Here is a 19855-nt window from a genome sequence, read left to right as displayed (position 1 = left end):
ACTTTCTATAATTCTACAATACCAGATGGGATGTACCTATCTGCTACTTCTAAGTGTATATCTTTTCTTGTATCTAAGCCAAGACTTGTCAGATAGTTATCTACTGTAAGCCTTGATAATTCTGGTGTGTTGTTGGTTTCTGATAAGTGGCCTAAAAAAACTTTTTCTTCCTTACCCTCCAGGGCATCGGCCAAAACTTCTGCTGATTGATCATTTGATAAATGACCCATATTGCTCATTACTCTAAGTTTTAGAGGATAAGGATATGGTCCGCGTTTTAAGGCCTCTAGGTCATGGTTGGCCTCCATATAATAAATATCAGAGCCCTTTATCTCATAGGACATGTTTTCATCGACTATGCCTGTATCTGTCAATAGAGATATTTTTTTATTGCCCAAATATAGGATAAAACCCACTGGCTCATTTGCATCGTGGTGGACTTTTATGGGCATAATATCCATAGATCCAAAAGATAAAAATTTACCACTATCAAAAACTCTTATATTTTCTTCTTTTAGCTTTCCAACACAATTTTCTATGCCCTTCCATGTGCCTGCATTTGCAAAGATCGGGACATTATAGCGGCGGGATAAAGTTCCTGCCCCCTTTGTGTGGTCGGCATGCTCATGAGTTAGGAAAATACCGTCCAAGTCATTTGCAGTTTTTCCTATTTCATTAAGCAGTGTTTCTATTCTACGTGCTGAAAATCCTGCATCCACCAAGATTTTACTGCCCTTATATTCGATAAATAAGCAGTTTCCTGACGATCCTGATGAAAGGATTGCAAATTTATCCATTAAAACCTCTAATCAAATAATTTTTCTAAAAATTTTGCTACTCCTGCCTCATCATTTGAGCTTGTAACATAGTCTGCAGCTTCTTTAGTCTCTTCTTTTGCATTTGCCATAGCTATACCAAGTCCTGCTAGCTTTATAGATTCTATATCATTTGCCCCGTCGCCAAAGTAGGCTACATTTTCAAGATCTATATCTAAAAATTCGCAAAGTTTTTTAAGACTGTTGGCTTTTCCTGAAGATTTTTTAAGGATTTCTAGAGAATAAGTTTCATTTCTCATAGTCATATAGTCTTTTTCTAAAGCTTCTTTGTTTTTTTCATAAAACTTATCAAGCTCAGCTTCATCTCCCATAAAGTTGATACGAGCTACTTTTTCTTCTATATCATCAAAGTCTTTAAACTTCTGACGAGGAAGACGCATTACTTCTTGATCTGTTTTAAAACCATTATTTACTACTTCTTCATTGTTGTAAAGAACATCTTTAGTAAAAATCCCCACTTGCAAATCATAATCTTTCAAATATGAGGTGATTTTTTCATAATCCGATTTATCTAGTGGATTTTCTACAATAGCTTTCCCCGTCGCATTGCATCTTATAAAGGCGCCTGTATTACAAATTGAGTAGTCATCAAATCCTTCTAGTCCTAGGGCTTGGCGCACCCACCAAAAACCGTTAAAGCATCTGCCAGTTGCAATTACAACTTTAATGCCCTTATCATGAATTTTCTTTATAGCATCTATATTTTTTTCTACTACTTCCCTATCAGATCCCAAAAGTGTACCATCTAGGTCAATAGCAACTAATTTTATATCTTTATTCATAATTCCTCATTTGATTTTACATACAAAAAAGACTGATTGTAGTAATCAGTCTTTTAACTTTCTTTTCTATTTTTACTTTACTATTTTTAAGGCCTTTTTCAATTATCTTAATGTCTTTACAGCATCACTTACAGCATCTGCGATTCCTTCTTCAAAAGCTGATGGGATGATGTATTCTTCGTTTAGCTCATCATCTTTTACAAAGGCTGCTAGTGCTTTTGCTGCGGCCATTTTCATTTGATCTGTGATTTGTGGTGCACGAGCTTCTAAGGCTCCCTTAAATATTCCTGGAAAAGCTAGGACATTATTAATTTGATTTGGAAAATCAGAACGCCCTGTAGCTACAATCCTTGCCCCAGCTTTTTTTGCCACATGGTAGTCAATTTCTGGAATAGGATTTGCCATAGCAAAAACAATAGCATCATCATTCATATTTTTAATATCTTCTTCACCTAGTATATCCGGTGCAGAAACTCCAACAAAAACATCTGCTCCCATTATTACATCACTTATAGAGCCCTCTACATCATCTGGATTAAAGATTTCTGCTATTTGAGCCTTTACCGGGTTACCAGAATTTAGCATCATTTTGTTAATAGCCCCTCGGGAATCACATACTATAATGTTTTTTACTCCCAAATCACGGATAAGTTTTGCACAAGAAAATCCAGCTGCTCCTGCCCCACTCATTACAAGTTTGATATCTTCTGGCTTTTTATCTACAAGTTTTAAAGCATTTATCAAAGCTGCAACTGTTACGATGGCTGTACCATGTTGATCGTCGTGAAATACTGGTATATCAAGGATTTCTTTTAATTTCTCCTCTATATAAACACATCTTGGAGATGAAATATCCTCTAAATTTATGCCACCAAAGCCCGGGGCAATATTTTTTATTGTTTTTATGATTTCATCAGGATCTTGGGTATCTAGGACAATTGGCACTGCGTTTACTCCGCCAAATTCTTTAAATAAAACTGCTTTTCCCTCCATAACTGGCATAGCAGCCTTTGGGCCAATGTTTCCAAGACCTAAAACTGCAGATCCATCGGAAATAACTGCAATTGTATTTGCCTTTGAAGTATATTCGTAAGCCTTACTATCATCTTTAGCAATTTCCCTGCATGGCTCAGCAACTCCTGGTGTATAGGCATATGTTAATTCTTCAGCATTTGTTACCTTTGCTTTTACATCGGTGCCAACTTTTCCCTGCCATTCTCTGTGTTTTTCTAGAGCTTTTTCATAAACGTCCATAATTTTCTCCTTAAATTTTAAGCATCCTTTTTTACGATTATAACACAAAAAAGCAGGCAATATTAGAAATTGCCTGCTTGATATTTTATTTATTGTCTTCTATCTCCAGCCATTTTTCTAAAACCATTACATATTTTTCATGTTGATCTACAAAAGGCATGTGTCTGGAATTGGCAAAAAGCTCCCATTTTGACTTTTTAATATTATCATTCATAGTTTTTGCAATGACAGGTGATGATAAATCTTTGGCTCCACTTGTAATCAAAGTTGGGATCTCTATTTCATTTAATCTATCAGTCACTTCAAAACCAACTAGAGTTCCTGTTGGGGAGAATTCATTTTCACCCCAACCTACTACATAGGATTTTGATCCAGCTTTCTTTTCTCTTGTTAAACATTCTGGGTCATTTTCATCATATGGGCCTGCTGAATATCTTTCCATGAAAACATCCAGGGCTTTTTGATATTCTTTTGAATCATAGTCACAAGTTTTTTCTGCCTCTAGAAGTGGGATTCTATACTCATCATCCATATAGGTTATTCTTCTAATTTGCTCGCTTCTCCAAAGTTTTGCAGAAGATAAGGTTGATGATAAAATAATTGATTTTACACCATCTGGCTTGCTTAAGGCGTAAAGAATTAAAAGCATCCCGCCCCAAGATTGGCCTAGGATATGAACTTCATCTAATTTTAGATAATCTCTTAGAGATATTAATTCCTCCATCCAAACATCTGCATTAAATAAATCTTCATCACCATCTACAAATGAATTGCCACATCCAATTTGATCGTACATTACTATTGGCCTGTCATTTTTATAGGCAAAGTCATCAAAAACTTCAAAGTAATTGTGGGTTGATCCTGGTCCTCCGTGGATTAAAATCAGTGGGGTTTTTCTGCCTTCTGGATTTACAATTCTATAATAAGTTTTGTAATCCTTAAAAGGCATATAGCCTTCATTAATCATCTATATCTACCACTATTAAATCTTTTGTATAGTGATTTATTACTTCATTGCCATCTTCTGTAATGATGACTAAATCTTCTATTCTGACACCTATACCTTCATCCATTAGATAAATGCCTGGTTCTACTGAGAAAATTTGTCCTGGTTTTATTATTGCATCATTTACACTAGAAACATCGCCATATTCATGGTCTTCAAGACCTATTGAGTGGCCTGTTCTATGAGTAAAATATTTGCCATAACCTTTTTCTTCTATATAATCACGACATGCTTTATCCACATCACTCATCTTATTGCCTGGTTTTGCAGCTGCAATTCCTCGTAGATTTGCTTCTTTTACGATTTCATAAACTTCACGTGCCTTATCTGAAGCTTCTCCTATAAAAACTGTTCTTGTCATATCTGATGCATAGCCTTTATAAAAGCCACCAATATCTAAAACTACGCTATCACCTAGTTTTCCTTTAGAATTATCTGTTTCATGGTGAGGGTCAGCTCCACCTTTGCCGTAGGCTGTGATTGGCTCAAAGGAAACTTCTCCTATGCCATGGCTTTTATAAATTTCTTTTACCTTATCTGATAGTTCTTTTTCTGTAAGTCCCTTTGTAACCCAAGGAATGACTTCATCCATAACTTCATCATTGATTCTAGAAGATTCTCTCATAAGGTCGATTTCTTCTTTATCTTTTATCATTCTGACTTCATCGATTAATAGTGATGAGTTTACATATTTTTTGTCTGGGAATCTTTCTTGAAGTCTTAGCAAAAATCCAGATGGCCAAGTTTTATCAATCCCTATTTTGTCATAGTCTTTTATTTCTTTTGACAAATATTCGATAGGATCTTCGATATCGTTATACCAGATTAAATCTACTCCAAGATCGCCCTCTTGTGGGAAAAGCTCGTTTATAACAAGTTTTCTATCTCCATCTGTATTTAAATATAGGGCAAGCATTCTTTCACCAGGATTGATTTTTTTGCCGATTAAATAATAAATTGCAATTGGATCTGTAACGATAATTTGCTTAAGGTCTTCTGATTCCATCTTGTCTAAAACTCTTTTAAATCTATCAGTCATTGTATAACTCCTTAGTTATTTTCATCATCTGATTCAAAGGTGATTGTTTCTTCAGTTTTAATACTTTTCTTATTTATATTTTCTTTTTTTTCTATATTATGAAGTTTTTCATACTCTGCTCTATCAGCCGCGTCTGGTTCTACAAGTCTTTGTAATTTACCACTAAAAAACCATAAGATGGCTGCAGATATAATTGCAATTGCAGCAATAGTAAACATTACTTTATCAAATGGGAATTGTTGAGTAAAGTCATAAATTGCCCCATAAGATTTTCCTGAGAAGAATACTGCTAGAACCCAAACACTCATCATAGTTGTTATAAGTTGAGGTGGAGCATATTTTGCTATAAATGAGTTACCAAGTGGTGAAAATACCATTTCTCCAAGTGTTAGTAAGATACCAAATAAAATTATCCATATCAATGATGCTTGACCTGTTCCACGAGCGATTTCTGCTGAACCGAAAACAATGTAGGATAAACCTAGTAAAAATATACCAAGTGCTGTTTTTTGGAACATATTAAAGTCTCCTTTTGGAGAATTTGCTTTTTTTGTCCAATACGCACCTAAAATTGGTCCAAGGATAATACATAAAATAGCATTTAGAGAGTCAAACCATGCAGTTGGTACTTCAAATGATCCTATTGTCCAATCTGCTGCCGCAGTTTCTCCAGCCCAGTGAAATAGTACTGGTAGAGATGCTAAGTACCAGAATATCCAGAAAATAATTGAGAAAAATGAAACTAAAATTATAGCAAAGATTCTATTTTTCTCAAGTTTTGTAAGAGGTACTTTTTCCTCATTTTTAACTTCATTTGGATCCGCATTTTCATTGATTTTAAATGGTTTTTTACCAGCATTTCCAAAGTTTTTGTAGTTTGCAATATACCAAATAGCATCTATAAATACTATAATAGCACAAACTAAAAAGCAAAATCTGTAACCATATTTAGCTGCCAATATCCCAATAATTGTTGTTCCTATAAATGAACCTATATTTACAAATGAATACTGGGTTGAATATGCTGCATCAAGCTGAGTTTTGTCTTTAAAAAGTCTACCAATAATTGCATTATTTTGAGATTTAAAAAGACCTGTACCAATTGAAACTAAAATCACCATAGCATTTATAGCTCCAGCTGACTCAGCTTTCCAGGCTAATAAATATCCCACTCCCATTAAGGCTAAGCCAATTGGTATTAGATACCTAGCTCCAATCAAATAATCTGAAATATACCCACCAAATAAAGGCAGTAAGTATGTAAAAGCAACCAAATTTGCACTCATTCTAGCAGCTTCACCAGTGCTAAGCCCCAGACCCCCATCCATAATAGTTGCGGCCACAAAAACTGTCATCAGCCATTTTGCTGCATAAAAGGCAAAACGTTCAAATGAAAAGGCAATACAAGCTGCATAAAAACCAGCCGGTCTTTTGTTAGTAACATTTTTTTGCATAAATTCCTCCTATAAAATATTTTATTACTATTATCAACAAAGAAAACGTTTCTCATTGTATAGTAATAGTATAAAGCAATAAATAAATATGTCATAATACTTATCGCTTATATGTACTACTTTATTATAGCATATTATAAATAAATATAAAATATCAATGTTTTATATATGCCATACTTTATATTTATAGTATTTTACTATAGAAAAAAACACCCTTGGTCAGGGTGTTTTTTTACTTAGTCGTTTTTAAAAGACTGAGATTGTGTATTCTTTTGGTCCTCGCTTCGCTGCAGTTTTCCGTGCTGTGGCACGGGTGCTCTATTAGCCGCACGGGCTTGTCTCCTCGCTTCGCTGCGGTTATTTCGTGCTAATCCCAGAATTTGGGTGGAAAATACAAATTATTTTTCATTTCTGAGATGAGCTTTGCGAATCCAGAAAACTCGCGGGTGCTCTAGGGAAGCCGGGTCGGATTTTAATCGCTCAAACGCCGCTTGGCTTTTTGTCCTCGCTTCGCTGCGGTTATTTCGTGCTTAAGGCACGAGGCCTCTAGGGAAGCCGGCCAGGCTTTCCTAATACATAGGCATTTGTGGTGGCATTTCTGGTTCTTCTTTTGGTATATCTGCTACTGCTGCTTCTGTTGTTAGGATCATTCCTGATACGCTTACTGCGTTTTGTAATGCGCTTCTTGTTACTTTTGTTGGTTCTACTATGCCTGCTTCAAACATATTTACATATTGGTCGTTATAAGCATCGTATCCTTGGTCTTTGTCGGATTCTTTTACTGTTTGGACAATTACTGATCCGTCCATTCCAGCGTTTTCTACTATTTGTCTTAGTGGTGCTTCTAGGGCTTTTTCTATGATTGTTGCACCTGTTTTTTCGTCACCTTCAAGTGTTTCTTTTAGGTCTGCAACTTTTTTAATGGCTCCGATTAGTACTACACCACCACCTGCTACAATCCCTTCTTCTACTGCAGCTCTTGTTGCTGATAGGGCGTCTTCGATTCTATATTTTTTCTCTTGCATTTCTGTTTCTGTTGCTGCACCTACGTTGATTACTGCAACTCCACCTGCAAGTTTTGCTACTCTTTCTTGAAGTTTTTCTGTTTCGTATGTGCTTTCTTCTGCTTCGATTTGTTGGCGGATTAGGCTTACTCTTTCTTCTAGTGCATTTTTGTCGCCTTTTCCTTCTACAATTGTTGTATTGTCTTTATCAACTTTTACTTTTTTAGCAGATCCTAGCATAGAAATTTCTGTTTCTTTTAGGTCCATGTTTAAATCTTCAGAAATTACTGTCGCACCTGTTAGAATTGCAATATCTTCAATCATTGCTTTTCTTCTATCACCGTATCCTGGTGCTTTTACTGCTACAACATTAAATGTTCCTCTAAGTTTGTTTAAGATAAGTGTTGTAAGCGCTTCGCCATCTACATCATCTGCAATGATTAGTAGTGGACGTGATTCTTGAACGATTTGCTCTAATAATGGTAGTAGGTCTTGGATATTTGAGATTTTTTTATCTGTTAATAGGATATATGGATCATCAAGCTCTGCAACCATTTTTTCGTTGTCTGTTGCCATATATGGTGATAGGTATCCTTTGTCAAATTGCATACCTTCTACAACATCTAGGTAAGTATCAGTTGTTCTTGATTCTTCAACTGTAATTACCCCATCATTGCCTACTTTTTCCATAGCATCTGCAATAAATTTACCAATTTCTGGGTCAGCAGATGAAATTGTACCTACATTTTCGATAGCTTGTTTATCTACAATGTCGCGGCTATTTTCTTTGATATAATCAACTGTAACATCTGTAGCTTTTTTAAGACCTTTATTCAAAACAATTGGATTTGCACCTGCTGCTAAGTTTTTAAGACCTTCTTTGATGATTGCTTGAGCAAGTACTGTAGCTGTTGTTGTACCATCACCTGCCACGTCATTTGTTTTTGTAGCAACTTCTTTTACAAGTTGAGCTCCCATATTTTCAAATCTATCTTCAAGTTCAATTTCTTGGGCAATAGTTACACCATCATTTGTAATAGTTGGTGCACCATAAGATTTATCTAGAACAACATTACGTCCTTTTGGTCCAAGAGTAACTTTTACAGCATTTGCTAGTTTATCAATACCACGTTCTAAACCGTCACGGGCATCTTTTCCATAATTAATTTCTTTTGCCATAATTAATATTCCTTTCAAAAACTATTTTACAACTGCTAAAATATCAATGTATTTTACAACTATATAATCTGTATCATTAAGTTTTACTTCTGTTCCTGAGTATTGAGAATAAATAACCTTATCCCCTACAGAAAGAGAATCTTTTTTCTTATCATCATTTAAAATATCATCACTGATAGCTACAACTTCTGCATAAACAGGTTTTTCTTGCGCACTTTCTGGAAGCACGATACCTGATTGAGTTGTCTTTTCAGCTTCAGCTTTTTTAATAACTACTCTATCTCCGATAGGTTTTAATTGCATATTTTACTCCTTAGGTATAATAATTTAGCACTCACGTGTGCTAATTGCTAATTACATTTATAATGTACTACCTTTAGATAAAAAATCAAATCAATAAATTCGGGTAAAAATACTAAAAAGATTAAGGAGATTAAAATGTACAAAAAACCAAGTGATGACGAATTAAGAAAAAATCTTACAGAATTAGAATACGAAGTAACCCAAAATGCAGGTACAGAAAGACCTTTCTCATCAGAATATGATGACTTTTATGAAGAAGGAATCTATGTAGATAAAGTATCCGGCGAACCACTTTTTTCAAGCAAGGACAAATTTAATGCAGGATGCGGCTGGCCAAGTTTTTCAAAGCCAGTTGAAGGAACAGAAATAAATGAAAAAGAAGACCTTTCCCATGGCATGGTTAGAACAGAAGTAAGAAGCAAAAACGCCGACAGCCACCTAGGCCACGTTTTCCCAGACGGTCCACAAGAATTAGGCGGACTAAGATATTGCATAAACGGTGCTGCCTTAAGATTTGTTCCTAAAGAAGATTTGGAAAAAGAAGGATATGTGGAGTATTTGAGGATTTTTGAGTAGAAAAGGCAAAAAAAACTAGGAATAGCAAGTCCTAGTTTTTTTAATGTGGTCATTTTCATTTTTTCTCGAAAATAGCATTTATTTGCTTGTTTCAGTTTGATAAACTGGTATCTATAAATTATTATCTAGCCATATTTTTAGTTCATCGAAGCTGTAATCTCCTTTTAACGCTATTCCATCTTTAATAATTGAATTTGTACATTCCTTTTTGTAATCTTCAATCATTCTTCCAAATCCTCCTCCACCGTGTGTGCAAAAGGGAATGATTTTCTTTCCGCTTAAGTCAACTGTTCTTAAAAAAGACAGCACTGGTGGGGCAAAAGTCTTAAGCCAGTTAGGAGAACCAACAAAAACTACCTCTTCATTTTCAATCGCCTCCGCCCCTCGTATAAGAGGAGGGCAATATCCTCTTTCGATTTCTTCTCTCACTTCTTTTACAGCTGTATTAGATGAGAACGAATAAGGCTTTTGTGGTTCCAGTTCTCTTAAATTTCCATCAGTAATCAACGCAATATCTTCTGCTAGTCTTCTTGTTAATCCTGAGTATGAATAATATACAACCAAAGGACTCATTAAAATCACCTCCTTAACTTATAATTTTTTCCTCTAATATATTAGTACATTATAATATTTTAAATGTATTTTCTAAATAAATGTGTAGCTTTTTATTTACTCTTCTTTTATATCCTCTCAGAGATGAAATATCTTTCATATTTTTCACCCACAGAAAAGGTAGTGTGCTCGGCTTTAGACCTCGCTTAGTTCTGCGGACTCACTTGAAGCAAAGCTTCTACGTTCATCTCGCAGATGGCCGAGTCCAGGAGTTCGGACACAACTTCAATCAGCCACCCATGATTCTGTCCTCTCAGAAAGCTTAAAAGCTTTCTTCGCTTAGTTCTGCGGACTCACTTGAAGCAAAGCTTCTACATTCATCTCGCAGATGGCCGATTACAAATCGGCCACCCAAGATGATGGGACTATTTATGATAAGGATGCCCATTTATTATCCTAAATCCCCTATAAATTTGCTCAAGAAGGATCACCCTCATCAGCTGATGGGGGAAGGTCATTTTTGAGAAGGATAGTTTATAATTTGAGCGATTGCTTACTTCTTTTGCTAGCCCATTTGATCCGCCTATTACAAATACTAAGTTTCTGCCAAAGCCTTCTCTCATTTCATTTTCTATAAAGTTTGCAAATCCTATACTATCCAACTGCTTACCTAGGATTTCGAGGCTTACTACGTAGTCGCCATCATCGATTTTACCTAGTATTCTCTCGCCTTCTTTTTCTTTTACTTGTTCTATTTCTTTATCTGATAAGCTTTCCGGGGCTTGTTCGTCGTTTACTTCTATTATTTCTATTTTGTTGTAGGCTTGCATTCTTTTTAGGTACTCATCTATGGCTTCTTTATAAAATTTTTCCTTTATTTTGCCTACTGCTATTATTTTTATATCCATTTTTCTCCTTAAAAAAACTCAATCTTTTGATTGAGTTTAGTTTTGGTCTTGTACATATGATACGTATGAATCGTAAATTTGGCTATAGCCTTCGTTTACAAGGGCATCTTTTACATATTCTTTGATTTCATCTGTTCTAAACACTTTTCTTTTCATATTTTTCATATTTTTTTCTACATCTTTTAGTAAAATTTCTACATCTGATGTATTAATCTGTTTGCCATTTCTATCTGAAGCATTTTTTATAGATCTTATGACCTTATCTGCATTGTATTCTTCAAGATTTCCCCTTCTTTTTATTACATAAACCTTATCATCATTTGCTTTATTTAGAAAGTCTCTTACTACATCGATTTTTAGATTATCAATTTCTGTTACTATTTCGTTTATTCCGTATCCTTCTTTTTCGAAATACTCTAACACTTTTCTGCTTAGCTCACTCATTTTGACTCCTCCTTGGTTTTTGTAATTACTTTGCTTTCTCTATTTTCAGCAATTTTCTCTGCTCTATCCTTGGCTTCTTTTTTTGTGTCATAAAAGCCTTCTGCTTGGCTGGCTCCCTTGGATTTTACCTGCCATTTTTGCTCATCATAGTTAAAAGAAACTTCTACATCCGCATCTTGGAGCCTTGCTCCTGATTTATTTTTACTTTTTTTGTGGTTTTTTAAATCTTTTTTGCGGATTTCTTTTAATTCTTCATTGCTGGCATCATTTGCCCATTCTTTGGCCTGAGAAATGGCAATTGGAATTGCATTATCCTCATCATATCCTTCTTTTAGCATGGCATTGGTAATGTCAATCGCTTTGTCACGGACTTCTTTGTCCAGATTTTTCATGGAATTTGGGTAATTTCTTCTATCAAAGGGCATAGCCTCACCTCTTTTTTTGTATTTTTATATTTTTACCCATTTTACATATTATAATGGCGGCTTGGGAGGGTGACTACTTCTGTAATATCACTTGAAAGTCCTATATCACGCTTTAAGGCTGCAAAGGTTATGGAGTCTTTGCCATATTTTTTTCTAATATTATAAAGGGCAGTATCCACATCCTCATTTTTCTTAAATTTTTCGTGGTTTAAAAACACATCCATTTGGCTGCCTCCACCCTCATTGCGCAAATTAATTGCCCTAATGCCTACTGCCCTAACTGGAAATGACCAATTATATTTTTTCTTAAAGATTTCCATAGCACGTCTTACTAAAATAATGGAACTTTGGCTGGCCATTTCTAGGAGAATGGCAAAATTCCAGCTTTGAAGTTCATTATTTCTTACAAAAACTTCTACACCGCGGGCTTCAAGTTTGGCTTCTCTTAGCCTTCTTGAAACAGAAAATGAAAGTTCTTGCATAACATTAAAAACTTCCTCATCGCTATGTAAATCTCTTTTGCAAGTGGAACTATTGCCAATTGATTTGATGGACTCAGTATGATCTCTGTCCACAATTGGGCGAATATCTAGGCCATTTGCATATTGCCAAAGGTAAACACCATTTATACCCAAAAGACTTTTAAGCGTTTTTACTGGTGCATGGGCTAGATCACCTAGACTAAAAATCCCAATTTTATTTAGTTTTTTTTCTGTAGCTCGGCCTATGCCTACCATTTCACGGACTCCCAGTGGCCAAACTTTTTGCTTGAAATTGTCCTCAGTAATTACAGTCACTGCGTCAGGTTTTTTCATATCGCTGCCTAGTTTTGCAAAAATTTTGCAAAAACTTACCCCAATGCTGACTGTAAGCCCAAGCTCTTCTTTCATACGATTTCTAATTTCATGAGCGATTTCCTCTCCAGAACCAAATAAATACAAATACCCTGTTACATCTAAGTAGCACTCATCAAGTCCAAAGGGCTCAACTTGGTTGGTGTACTCATAATACAAAGAACGGGCCATTTTTGAATGTTTTAAATATTCTTCATAATGGGGTGGGACTAGGGTTAGATTTGGACATTTGCCTTTAGCCTGCCAAATTGGCTCTCCGGTTTTAACTCCCATTTTTTTTGCTTCTTCACTTTTTGCAAGGATAATTCCGTGATGATTTTCTGGATTACCGGCCACCGCCATTGGAATCCCCTTTAGCTTTGGATTTAGTTTTGCTTCTATAGAGGCATAGCAAGCATTCATATCTGAATGTAAAATTATTCTTTTCATAAAAACTCCTATTGATTTTAGATGACTATTACTGTATAATTAAGACATTAAATGACTTTTGTATTATTATAAGACATTAGAAGTCTTGTGTCAACTTAATTTTTAAAATTAACAGTCACTTAGCGACTATAAGGAGAGATAATGGCATTTGCTAACAAACTACGCGACCTAAGAGAAGCGAAAAACCTAACCCAAGAAGAGCTTGCAAAACTTTGCAACGTGTCCCTAAAAACCATATCCCGTTACGAAGCTGGCCAATCTAAGCCAAGATATAGGAAAACTTACGATGCCTTGGCAGAAGCACTTGATACCAGTCACGATTATTTGGTGACTGATGAAGAAGATTTTATCCTATCTGCTAGAGAAAGATACGGAAATGCTGCAGCCCGCGATGCTGAAGAAATGGTCCAAGGAGTCATAGGGCTTATGGCTGGTGGAGATTTGCCAGAAAAAGACAAAAAAGCAATACTTGATGCAATCAGCGAGGCCTACTATATTGCCAAAAGCGAAAATAAAAAATACGGACTAAATAAGGAAAAATAATGGTATCCACCTATGACAAAATCTACGAGGATACACAAAAATTAATAAAAAAATACAAAAGCCGAGATCCAAAGGATATTTTAGAAAGCCGCGGGGTTTTTCTAATCCCCTTTGAAACTCCCACCACCCTTTTGGGCATGTATAAGATAATTAAGCGCAACCGTTTTGTATTTTACAATCCTTTCGTAGATGAAAGAATAATAAATATGGTCTTAGCCCATGAGCTAGGCCATGACATATATCACAAAAATGAAGCCAAAAATGGTTTTGCTGAGTACGAGCTTTTTGACATCAACACCGAAATGGAAATTGAGGCAAATATTTTTGCGGCTCATTTGCTTTTAGATGAGAAAAAACTAATGGCTGACATCGAAGAAGGCTACACTTACCAGCAATTAGCTAGCCTTTATGACGTAAATGCAAATCTTATGATCTTTAAGCTAAACGAAATGCACAGGATGGGATTGCCTATAAATAAAAATATTGCCGATTCTAAATTTTTCACCAAAATAGACGGAACTGACGAATTTTACAGGAACTTAGAATGATAGACCATGCAACTGAAATAATAAAAGAATTGCTAATAAGAGAAAAAAATGTAAATATAGCAGTAGATATGACTGCAGGCAATGGCCATGATAGCAAATTTATTTTGGAAAATAATAATCCTAAAAAACTTTTTGCCTTTGACATCCAAGAATTGGCCAAGGAAAATACTTTAGCCTTGATAGGTGATAATCCAAATTTTTCCTTTATCCTAGACAGCCATGCAAATATCGATAAGTATATTAAAGAAAAGATTGACCTAGTAGTCTTTAACCTGGGATATTTACCAAAGGGTGATAAAAATATTACTACAAATTGGCAATCCACAATAATTGCCATAAAAAAATCCCTAGAACTTTTAAGTCCTAGGGGAAAGATTTTTATAACCGTTTATCCTGGCCATCCAGCTGGAGAAATCGAGTCTGAAAAAATAACTGAATTTTTTGAAAATTTGGATTATAAAAAATATACAGTTTTAAAACTTGCTTTTGTAAACAAAATCAACAAGCCACCCTATGTGTTGGCTATCGGCCACAAAAATTAATTTGTGGCCTTTTTTAATACTTGCTTGCTCCATTTTTAGTCGCCACCACTATGGTGTCATTTTCAAAACGTATGCCAAGGACATCATCAATTTCATTTACCTTTTCGCGTCTTCTTTTTTCGATAAAAATAATTCTCATTGTCCCATCAGGATTTTTGTTGATGCCAATGACTGTGCTTGGTTTAAAATAATTTGCCTGATATTTATCCCAGGATTCATCCTTGGAATATATCCTGTCCTTATCCGATGCATATAGACTAATGATTTCTTTTTCGTTTTTAAAATCTTTTGAAAAATAAAGTTCTGGAGTTTGATATCCTACACTTATTAGCTCCGCTGCTTCTCCTTTTTTGCCTGCTCTATGGACTTTCTATAAAGTTCATAATAATTATTTTCATTATTGAAAGTTGTGCAATAAATAGGGTTTCTATATTTTCTCCATCTATTTTTATCAATTTGTACTTATGATTAGTGCTATCTCCTATAACAAAAACATTGTCAGCATTATTGACATCATAGGCTATATCAGTAGGATTTGGGTTTAATATCTCACTTTAGTTACCATTTGGATTAAACTTTATTAATTTTTTATCGATTGGATAATAGTAAATTTACATTTTGTTGGTACCCATGGGATTTCCTGTAAGTGTGGATTTGGAGCTCCCGCCCTACATATAACTAAAAAACCAATAAAATCTTAAATCTTTTCATAAATCCATTATACTATGGAAAAGAAAAAAAGGACCACAATTGTGATCCTAATTTTTATTTATTAAAGCTCGATGTCAACTGACTCTAGTTCATTTTCAGTATTTAGATAGTAAAGTTTATTTCCAGATATTTTCATACCCCTAATTTGGGTATCAAGCACTGTTTCACCACTGGACATATTGATAACTTTAAGCGGTTTTGATAATTTATCATCTATCTTTTGTGTTTCATAATAGAAAATATTATTTCCTATGATTTCTTGAGAACCTTCCTCTGACCATAGGAATGGGAATTTTTGATCATTGGCATAGAAATTGTCATTATCTGCCCTATATATTTTCCAAACTGGCTTCCCATTTTCAAATCTTTTTTGTCCAAATAGATATTGGAGGTTAAAGTTTTTTTCTAATAATTCTGCTTCTTGATCATCTCCTTTGGATAAATCTAGTTTATATAGGTCAAAATTATAAGCGTTTTGATCCTCATTATCCCCAGGCTTTGTAAATTGTAATTCTCCATCGATTACTACGGCATCACCAGTTATATCTTCTGCTGTTGCCTTGAAGTCATGAACTTCGCCAGTATCAAGATCTACATATCCAATGGCTGATTTTTCTTTATCTAGTGTTGGTGTTCCATTTATCTCAGCCTTGCTTTGTTGATCATGAAAACCATATACCCTATTGCCAATCATACCAAGCGGCCTGAAATCGTCGACTCCTGGGAATTCAAATAATGTTTCAACATTTTTATCATTCATTCTGACAATTGATACTTGATCATAAATATCTTTTTTTGATTTTACAAAAACATTGTTGGTGTATTTTACATATGTATAATATTCAACATCTGTATCCGCTATTGCATTTCCATTTTGATCTACAAGTTCACCGTTTTCATTTACACTTGAAAATGGACCAAATGGATTGTAAAATAAATCATCTTTGCTTACTTCTTGGCTAGAATCTTGATCTTCTGATTGGTCTTCTTCTTTTGATTTTTCCTCTTTACTATCATCAGCGCTTTCTTTTTCTTCTGTTTCTGCTTGCTCTTTTTTATCATCATCGCTAGATTCTTCTGGTTGTTCTTTTTTATCACTTGTATCGGCAGATCCATCAGCTTCGCTATTTTCTTTATTATCTTCTGCTTTTCCTACTTCAATTACTTGAGTGTCATCTGTTTTTTCGCTTACTTGACTTTCCTTGTTATTTACATCACTTTTTGGTGCATCTTGGTTCGCACATCCTACTAAAGCCAGTGAAAGAGCCATTATTGGTATAATTTTTTTCATAATTTCCTCCTTTAATTTGCTCTTAGGGCATCAATTGCAGATAATTTTGTAGCGCGTCTTGCTGGTAGGTATCCTGCTAGCACTCCTACTAGGGCCGAAAATCCAACCCCCACTAAGGCCAGCCAAATTGGAATAATGATTAACTGACCACCCTGTGCTATTGCATCATTCATACCCGAAAAAGCATTATTAATAACTTTACTTACTAAAAGTGAAATCAAAAGCCCAAGGACACCTCCAAATAATCCTATAAATCCAGATTCTATTAAAAACATGGTTTGGATATCTGAAACGGAGGCTCCTATAACTTTCATAACCCCAATTTCCTTTTGGCGTTCGTAAATACTCATCAGCATTGTGTTTATAATACCAATTGCAGAAACTATAAAGGCAATGGATCCTATCCCTCCAAGTATTAGCATAATTGTCCTGGTTTGATTTTGAATCTCTTCATTGGCCTCAGCCATAGAGTTTGTTTGATAACCTAATTGCTTAATTTCTTTTTCTGTTTGTTCTACATTTTTGGCATCATCTACTATTACTTGCAGATTTTCATAATTGATTTTCTCATCACTTTCTGGAATAGGATTGCCTTTTTCATCAAAAGATTGGTTTAATGATGGAGCTGATATTTTGCTATCTTCTTCTTTTAGCTTTTTATAAGTGGATTCAGAAATATATGAACCCCATCCACTTAAAAATGAGTTGTTATTTAGCTTACCTGCTATTTCTATGGGCACATCTATGGAGTCTGGTTTATTTTCTTCGACTCCTTCCACTCCATCTTCATCGTTGGGATTTCCAAAATTAACTCCATCATCTTCTTGATCTTCCATCACCCAACCTAATCTTACAAAATATTGGTGGGATGCATAATCAAAATCTTCTACTGGCTCCATTGGCTCCATCATGTAGCCCCCATCTCCCGTATCAGTTTTTTTGTTTGCTGCTGCGTTTTGTCCAAGAAGGATTTTGTTATCTTCATTTGGACTTGGTGGATTACCAAATTCTAGCATATCTTTTTTTATCATTGAAAAAACATTGTCAGGGATTATATCTAATGACCCGTCTATCTCATAATCGTCGCTATCAGATATCAGTAGTTGGACATATATATTTTTACTTGGAACAACTGCTTTTACGTGGCTAACTCTTTTTAAATCATTCAAAACTTTATCAGTAACTTGTAAAGATCCATCTCCAGACCCATCCATTACATTTATGGTGGTTAGTCCTTGAAAGGATTCAATCATTTCTTTTTGTGAATTGCTTATCCCCTCTGCAAAGGCTAGCATCAAAATAATTGAGGTTGAGCCGATTATTACAGATAAAATTGTAAGAATTGTCCTAGATTTACGACGCCAAAGATTTCTAAGGGCCATGATAAATCTATCAGATATCTTCATCGTCGATTATTAACTCCTCATTTTTTTTATCTTTTTTGCGTTTTCTAATTAAAAGTCCTACTAGGGCAAGAATTATTATTAGCCCAATCCACAAAAATGGAGATGTAAGTAAGCTGCCACCTGCATCCATATTTTCTTCCATTCCTTGATCAACTGGTATCATTTCTCCAGTTTGAGGATCCTCTATCATACCTTCTTCCATGCCTTCATTTCCCATGCTAGTCACATCTGTATAAAAATCTTTGGTATCAGTGTGGACATTTCCTGCTGAGTCTTCATAGCTTAGCATAATTTTTCCCTCTACTGGCCCTTCACTGTCTGGCGTTACATTAAATGTAAAAGTTTCCGTAGATCCTGAATTAAAATTACCTATAAAACGTCTATCATTGTCAATTGTAAATCCCTTACCGATTACATCGCACATAAAGGTATTTAAATTGTCCTTGCCGGTGTTGTAAATATTTACACTTACTTGAGTTTGGCTACCCACCATCAAGTCCTCGTGTTTTACCTCACCAATAGTTACATTTGCTCTTTGAACAACTGGGATACCAATTGATTCCTTAGTTTGGTATTGGTTTCCCAGATAATCTTCATATTCTAAAGTAAGACCAATCACATAATTTCCTGCTACGGCATTTGGATTTACCCTCATATTTGCATACTTAGTTGTAGAATTCCAAGGATAGAGGGCCGAAACATAAAAACTATTTGAAGTATTTACCGGGGTGAAAACAGATCCGTCGCTTACAAGGGCATTATTTTCTCCACTTGCTTGAGGTTGGGATTGAAGTTGCTGGTCTATGCTCACTTTTAAGTTATAAATAGAGTTTTTGTTGTTTGTGTTATAAAGGGTAAAGGCAAGATTAAATTCACCACCTGCCTCCACAGTTTTTGGGCTAATATTGTAATCAGAAATTATTAGCTTTGGTTGATTTTTCATTTGCACTGGAGCATTTTCACTTTCAGTGGCTTGGTCACTTGCATTTTCGCTGCCATTAATTTGTTGGTAGTATGTCATCTTCTAAAACCTCATCAATAGTTAAATTTTTGTGGATGTTTTGGATTTTTCCATCCCTCATAAATAGTGTTCTGTCGGCAAATTCTGTCATTTCATCATCGTGAGTTACCATGATAAAAGTTTGATTATTTTCCCTAGTAATATTTTTTATAAGCTGCATGACTTCAAAACTTGTTTTGGTATCTAAGTTTCCAGTAGGTTCATCAGCAAAAATTATTTTTGGAGTACCAACAAAGGCACGGGCAATGGATACCCTTTGCTGTTGCCCACCAGATAGTTCATTTGGCTTATTATTCATTCTATTTTCAAGGCCAACTTCCTTTAGTATCTTGTAGGCCTCTTCCTTACGTCTTTCAACATCTACTCCCTTAAAAGTTAAAGGAAGTGATACATTTTCCCAGGCAGTTAGATACGGCAAGAGATTATAAGACTGAAAAACAAATCCAATATTTAAATTACGAAATTTTGTAATATCTGTTTCTCTTAGCTCATTTAAAATGATATTGCCATACTTTATTGTGCCTTTTGTAGGATATTCAAGGCCTGCTAGCATATTTAAAAGGGTGGATTTTCCAGAACCACTGGTTCCTAAAAGGGCGATAAATTCTCCCTTATTGATATCTAGATTTATTCCATCCAAAGCCTTTATAATATTGCCGCCAACCTTATAATATTTTTTTAAATCGCGTACTTCAATAAGCGCCATATTGTCTCCAAAGTTTTATGTATATTTGTGTACTTAAAAATA

General features: G+C 35.0%; 22 protein-coding genes. 4 read left to right on the top strand and 18 right to left on the bottom strand.

Annotated features, from left to right (window positions below):
- Positions 1 to 5 precede the first annotated feature (5 nt).
- From JNO63_RS05320 to JNO63_RS05285, 8 genes are all read right to left on the bottom strand, one after another.
- The gene (locus JNO63_RS05320; protein WP_203127466.1) at positions 6 to 797 is read right to left on the bottom strand and encodes an MBL fold metallo-hydrolase; all 792 of its coding nucleotides are present in this window, start codon (positions 795 to 797) and stop codon (positions 6 to 8) included.
- An 8-nt stretch (positions 798 to 805) separates the two neighbouring features.
- Positions 806 to 1618, bottom strand: a complete 813-nt coding sequence (locus JNO63_RS05315) for a Cof-type HAD-IIB family hydrolase (RefSeq protein ID WP_203127465.1) — start codon at positions 1616 to 1618, stop codon at positions 806 to 808.
- A 102-nt stretch (positions 1619 to 1720) separates the two neighbouring features.
- Positions 1721 to 2872: an NAD(P)-dependent malic enzyme gene (locus JNO63_RS05310; RefSeq protein ID WP_203127464.1), complete on the bottom strand. Its 1152-nt coding sequence runs from the start codon at positions 2870 to 2872 to the stop codon at positions 1721 to 1723.
- 85 nt (positions 2873 to 2957) lie between these two features.
- Complete coding sequence (gene pepI / locus JNO63_RS05305; RefSeq protein ID WP_203127463.1) at positions 2958 to 3839, bottom strand: proline iminopeptidase; 882 nt, start codon at positions 3837 to 3839, stop codon at positions 2958 to 2960.
- Positions 3832 to 4917 carry a M24 family metallopeptidase gene (locus tag JNO63_RS05300; protein WP_203127462.1) on the bottom strand — a complete coding sequence of 362 codons (1086 nt, stop codon included), beginning with the start codon at positions 4915 to 4917 and terminating at the stop codon, positions 3832 to 3834. Before JNO63_RS05300 ends, pepI begins: the two co-directional genes overlap by 8 nt.
- An 11-nt stretch (positions 4918 to 4928) precedes the next feature.
- Complete coding sequence (locus JNO63_RS05295; protein WP_203127461.1) at positions 4929 to 6371, bottom strand: peptide MFS transporter; 1443 nt, start codon at positions 6369 to 6371, stop codon at positions 4929 to 4931.
- A gap of 569 nt (positions 6372 to 6940) precedes the next feature.
- Positions 6941 to 8554 carry a chaperonin GroEL gene (groL, locus tag JNO63_RS05290; RefSeq protein WP_203127460.1) on the bottom strand — a complete coding sequence of 538 codons (1614 nt, stop codon included), beginning with the start codon at positions 8552 to 8554 and terminating at the stop codon, positions 6941 to 6943.
- A 21-nt stretch (positions 8555 to 8575) separates the two neighbouring features.
- Positions 8576 to 8857, bottom strand: coding sequence for a co-chaperone GroES (locus tag JNO63_RS05285; RefSeq protein WP_203127459.1), 282 nt, complete (start codon positions 8855 to 8857; stop codon positions 8576 to 8578).
- Positions 8858 to 8992: 135 nt separating this feature from the next.
- Between JNO63_RS05285 and msrB the strand changes: the two genes are divergently transcribed.
- On the top strand, positions 8993 to 9433 hold the full coding sequence (gene msrB, locus JNO63_RS05280) for a peptide-methionine (R)-S-oxide reductase MsrB (protein WP_203127458.1): 441 nt from the start codon (positions 8993 to 8995) through the stop codon (positions 9431 to 9433).
- A 111-nt stretch (positions 9434 to 9544) separates the two neighbouring features.
- On the opposite strand, the gene JNO63_RS05275 is transcribed toward msrB, so the two are convergent.
- From JNO63_RS05275 to dinB, 5 genes are all read right to left on the bottom strand, one after another.
- Positions 9545 to 10006, bottom strand: a complete 462-nt coding sequence (locus JNO63_RS05275) for a flavodoxin (RefSeq protein ID WP_203127457.1) — start codon at positions 10004 to 10006, stop codon at positions 9545 to 9547.
- A gap of 404 nt (positions 10007 to 10410) precedes the next feature.
- Complete coding sequence (rlmH, locus tag JNO63_RS05270; protein WP_203127456.1) at positions 10411 to 10893, bottom strand: 23S rRNA (pseudouridine(1915)-N(3))-methyltransferase RlmH; 483 nt, start codon at positions 10891 to 10893, stop codon at positions 10411 to 10413.
- Between the two features lie 36 nt (positions 10894 to 10929).
- On the bottom strand, positions 10930 to 11337 hold the full coding sequence (locus JNO63_RS05265; protein WP_203127455.1) for an ATP cone domain-containing protein: 408 nt from the start codon (positions 11335 to 11337) through the stop codon (positions 10930 to 10932).
- Positions 11334 to 11762 (bottom strand): DUF2188 domain-containing protein, encoded by a 429-nt coding sequence (locus JNO63_RS05260; RefSeq protein ID WP_203127454.1) that lies wholly within the window; start codon positions 11760 to 11762, stop codon positions 11334 to 11336. The genes JNO63_RS05265 and JNO63_RS05260 overlap by 4 nt, the downstream gene beginning before the upstream one ends.
- Before the next feature lie 41 nt (positions 11763 to 11803).
- Positions 11804 to 13045 (bottom strand): DNA polymerase IV, encoded by a 1242-nt coding sequence (gene dinB / locus JNO63_RS05255; protein WP_203127453.1) that lies wholly within the window; start codon positions 13043 to 13045, stop codon positions 11804 to 11806.
- 141 nt (positions 13046 to 13186) lie between these two features.
- Here dinB and JNO63_RS05250 point away from each other — a divergent pair, with 141 nt between their 5' ends.
- From JNO63_RS05250 to JNO63_RS05240, 3 genes are read left to right on the top strand one after another with little or no spacing between them, the layout of a single operon-like run.
- Positions 13187 to 13588, top strand: a complete 402-nt coding sequence (locus JNO63_RS05250) for a helix-turn-helix domain-containing protein (protein WP_203127452.1) — start codon at positions 13187 to 13189, stop codon at positions 13586 to 13588.
- The gene (locus JNO63_RS05245) at positions 13588 to 14136 is read left to right on the top strand and encodes an ImmA/IrrE family metallo-endopeptidase (RefSeq protein WP_203127451.1); all 549 of its coding nucleotides are present in this window, start codon (positions 13588 to 13590) and stop codon (positions 14134 to 14136) included. The genes JNO63_RS05250 and JNO63_RS05245 overlap by 1 nt, the downstream gene beginning before the upstream one ends.
- The gene (locus tag JNO63_RS05240; protein WP_203127450.1) at positions 14133 to 14678 is read left to right on the top strand and encodes a tRNA (mnm(5)s(2)U34)-methyltransferase; all 546 of its coding nucleotides are present in this window, start codon (positions 14133 to 14135) and stop codon (positions 14676 to 14678) included. Before JNO63_RS05245 ends, JNO63_RS05240 begins: the two co-directional genes overlap by 4 nt.
- A gap of 13 nt (positions 14679 to 14691) precedes the next feature.
- On the opposite strand, the gene JNO63_RS08700 is transcribed toward JNO63_RS05240, so the two are convergent.
- The 5 genes from JNO63_RS08700 to JNO63_RS05220 form a co-directional block, all read right to left on the bottom strand.
- The gene (locus tag JNO63_RS08700; protein WP_274379864.1) at positions 14692 to 14817 is read right to left on the bottom strand and encodes a hypothetical protein; all 126 of its coding nucleotides are present in this window, start codon (positions 14815 to 14817) and stop codon (positions 14692 to 14694) included.
- Positions 14818 to 15450: 633 nt separating this feature from the next.
- Positions 15451 to 16680 (bottom strand): hypothetical protein, encoded by a 1230-nt coding sequence (locus tag JNO63_RS05235; RefSeq protein WP_203127449.1) that lies wholly within the window; start codon positions 16678 to 16680, stop codon positions 15451 to 15453.
- 11 nt (positions 16681 to 16691) lie between these two features.
- On the bottom strand, positions 16692 to 18086 hold the full coding sequence (locus tag JNO63_RS05230) for an ABC transporter permease (protein WP_203127448.1): 1395 nt from the start codon (positions 18084 to 18086) through the stop codon (positions 16692 to 16694).
- Entirely contained in the window at positions 18073 to 19107 is a 1035-nt protein-coding gene (locus tag JNO63_RS05225) for a COG1361 S-layer family protein (protein WP_203127447.1), read from the bottom strand. The genes JNO63_RS05230 and JNO63_RS05225 overlap by 14 nt, the downstream gene beginning before the upstream one ends.
- A complete protein-coding gene (locus JNO63_RS05220) occupies positions 19085 to 19813 on the bottom strand; it encodes an ABC transporter ATP-binding protein (RefSeq protein ID WP_203127446.1) in 729 nt (242 codons plus the stop codon). Before JNO63_RS05220 ends, JNO63_RS05225 begins: the two co-directional genes overlap by 23 nt.
- Between the last annotated feature and the right edge of the window lie 42 nt (positions 19814 to 19855).

The organism is Anaerococcus sp. mt242, assembly GCF_016798225.1.
Classification (GTDB): Bacteria; Bacillota; Clostridia; order Tissierellales; family Peptoniphilaceae; genus Anaerococcus.
This window is presented reverse-complemented; position numbering and strand designations above follow the sequence as displayed.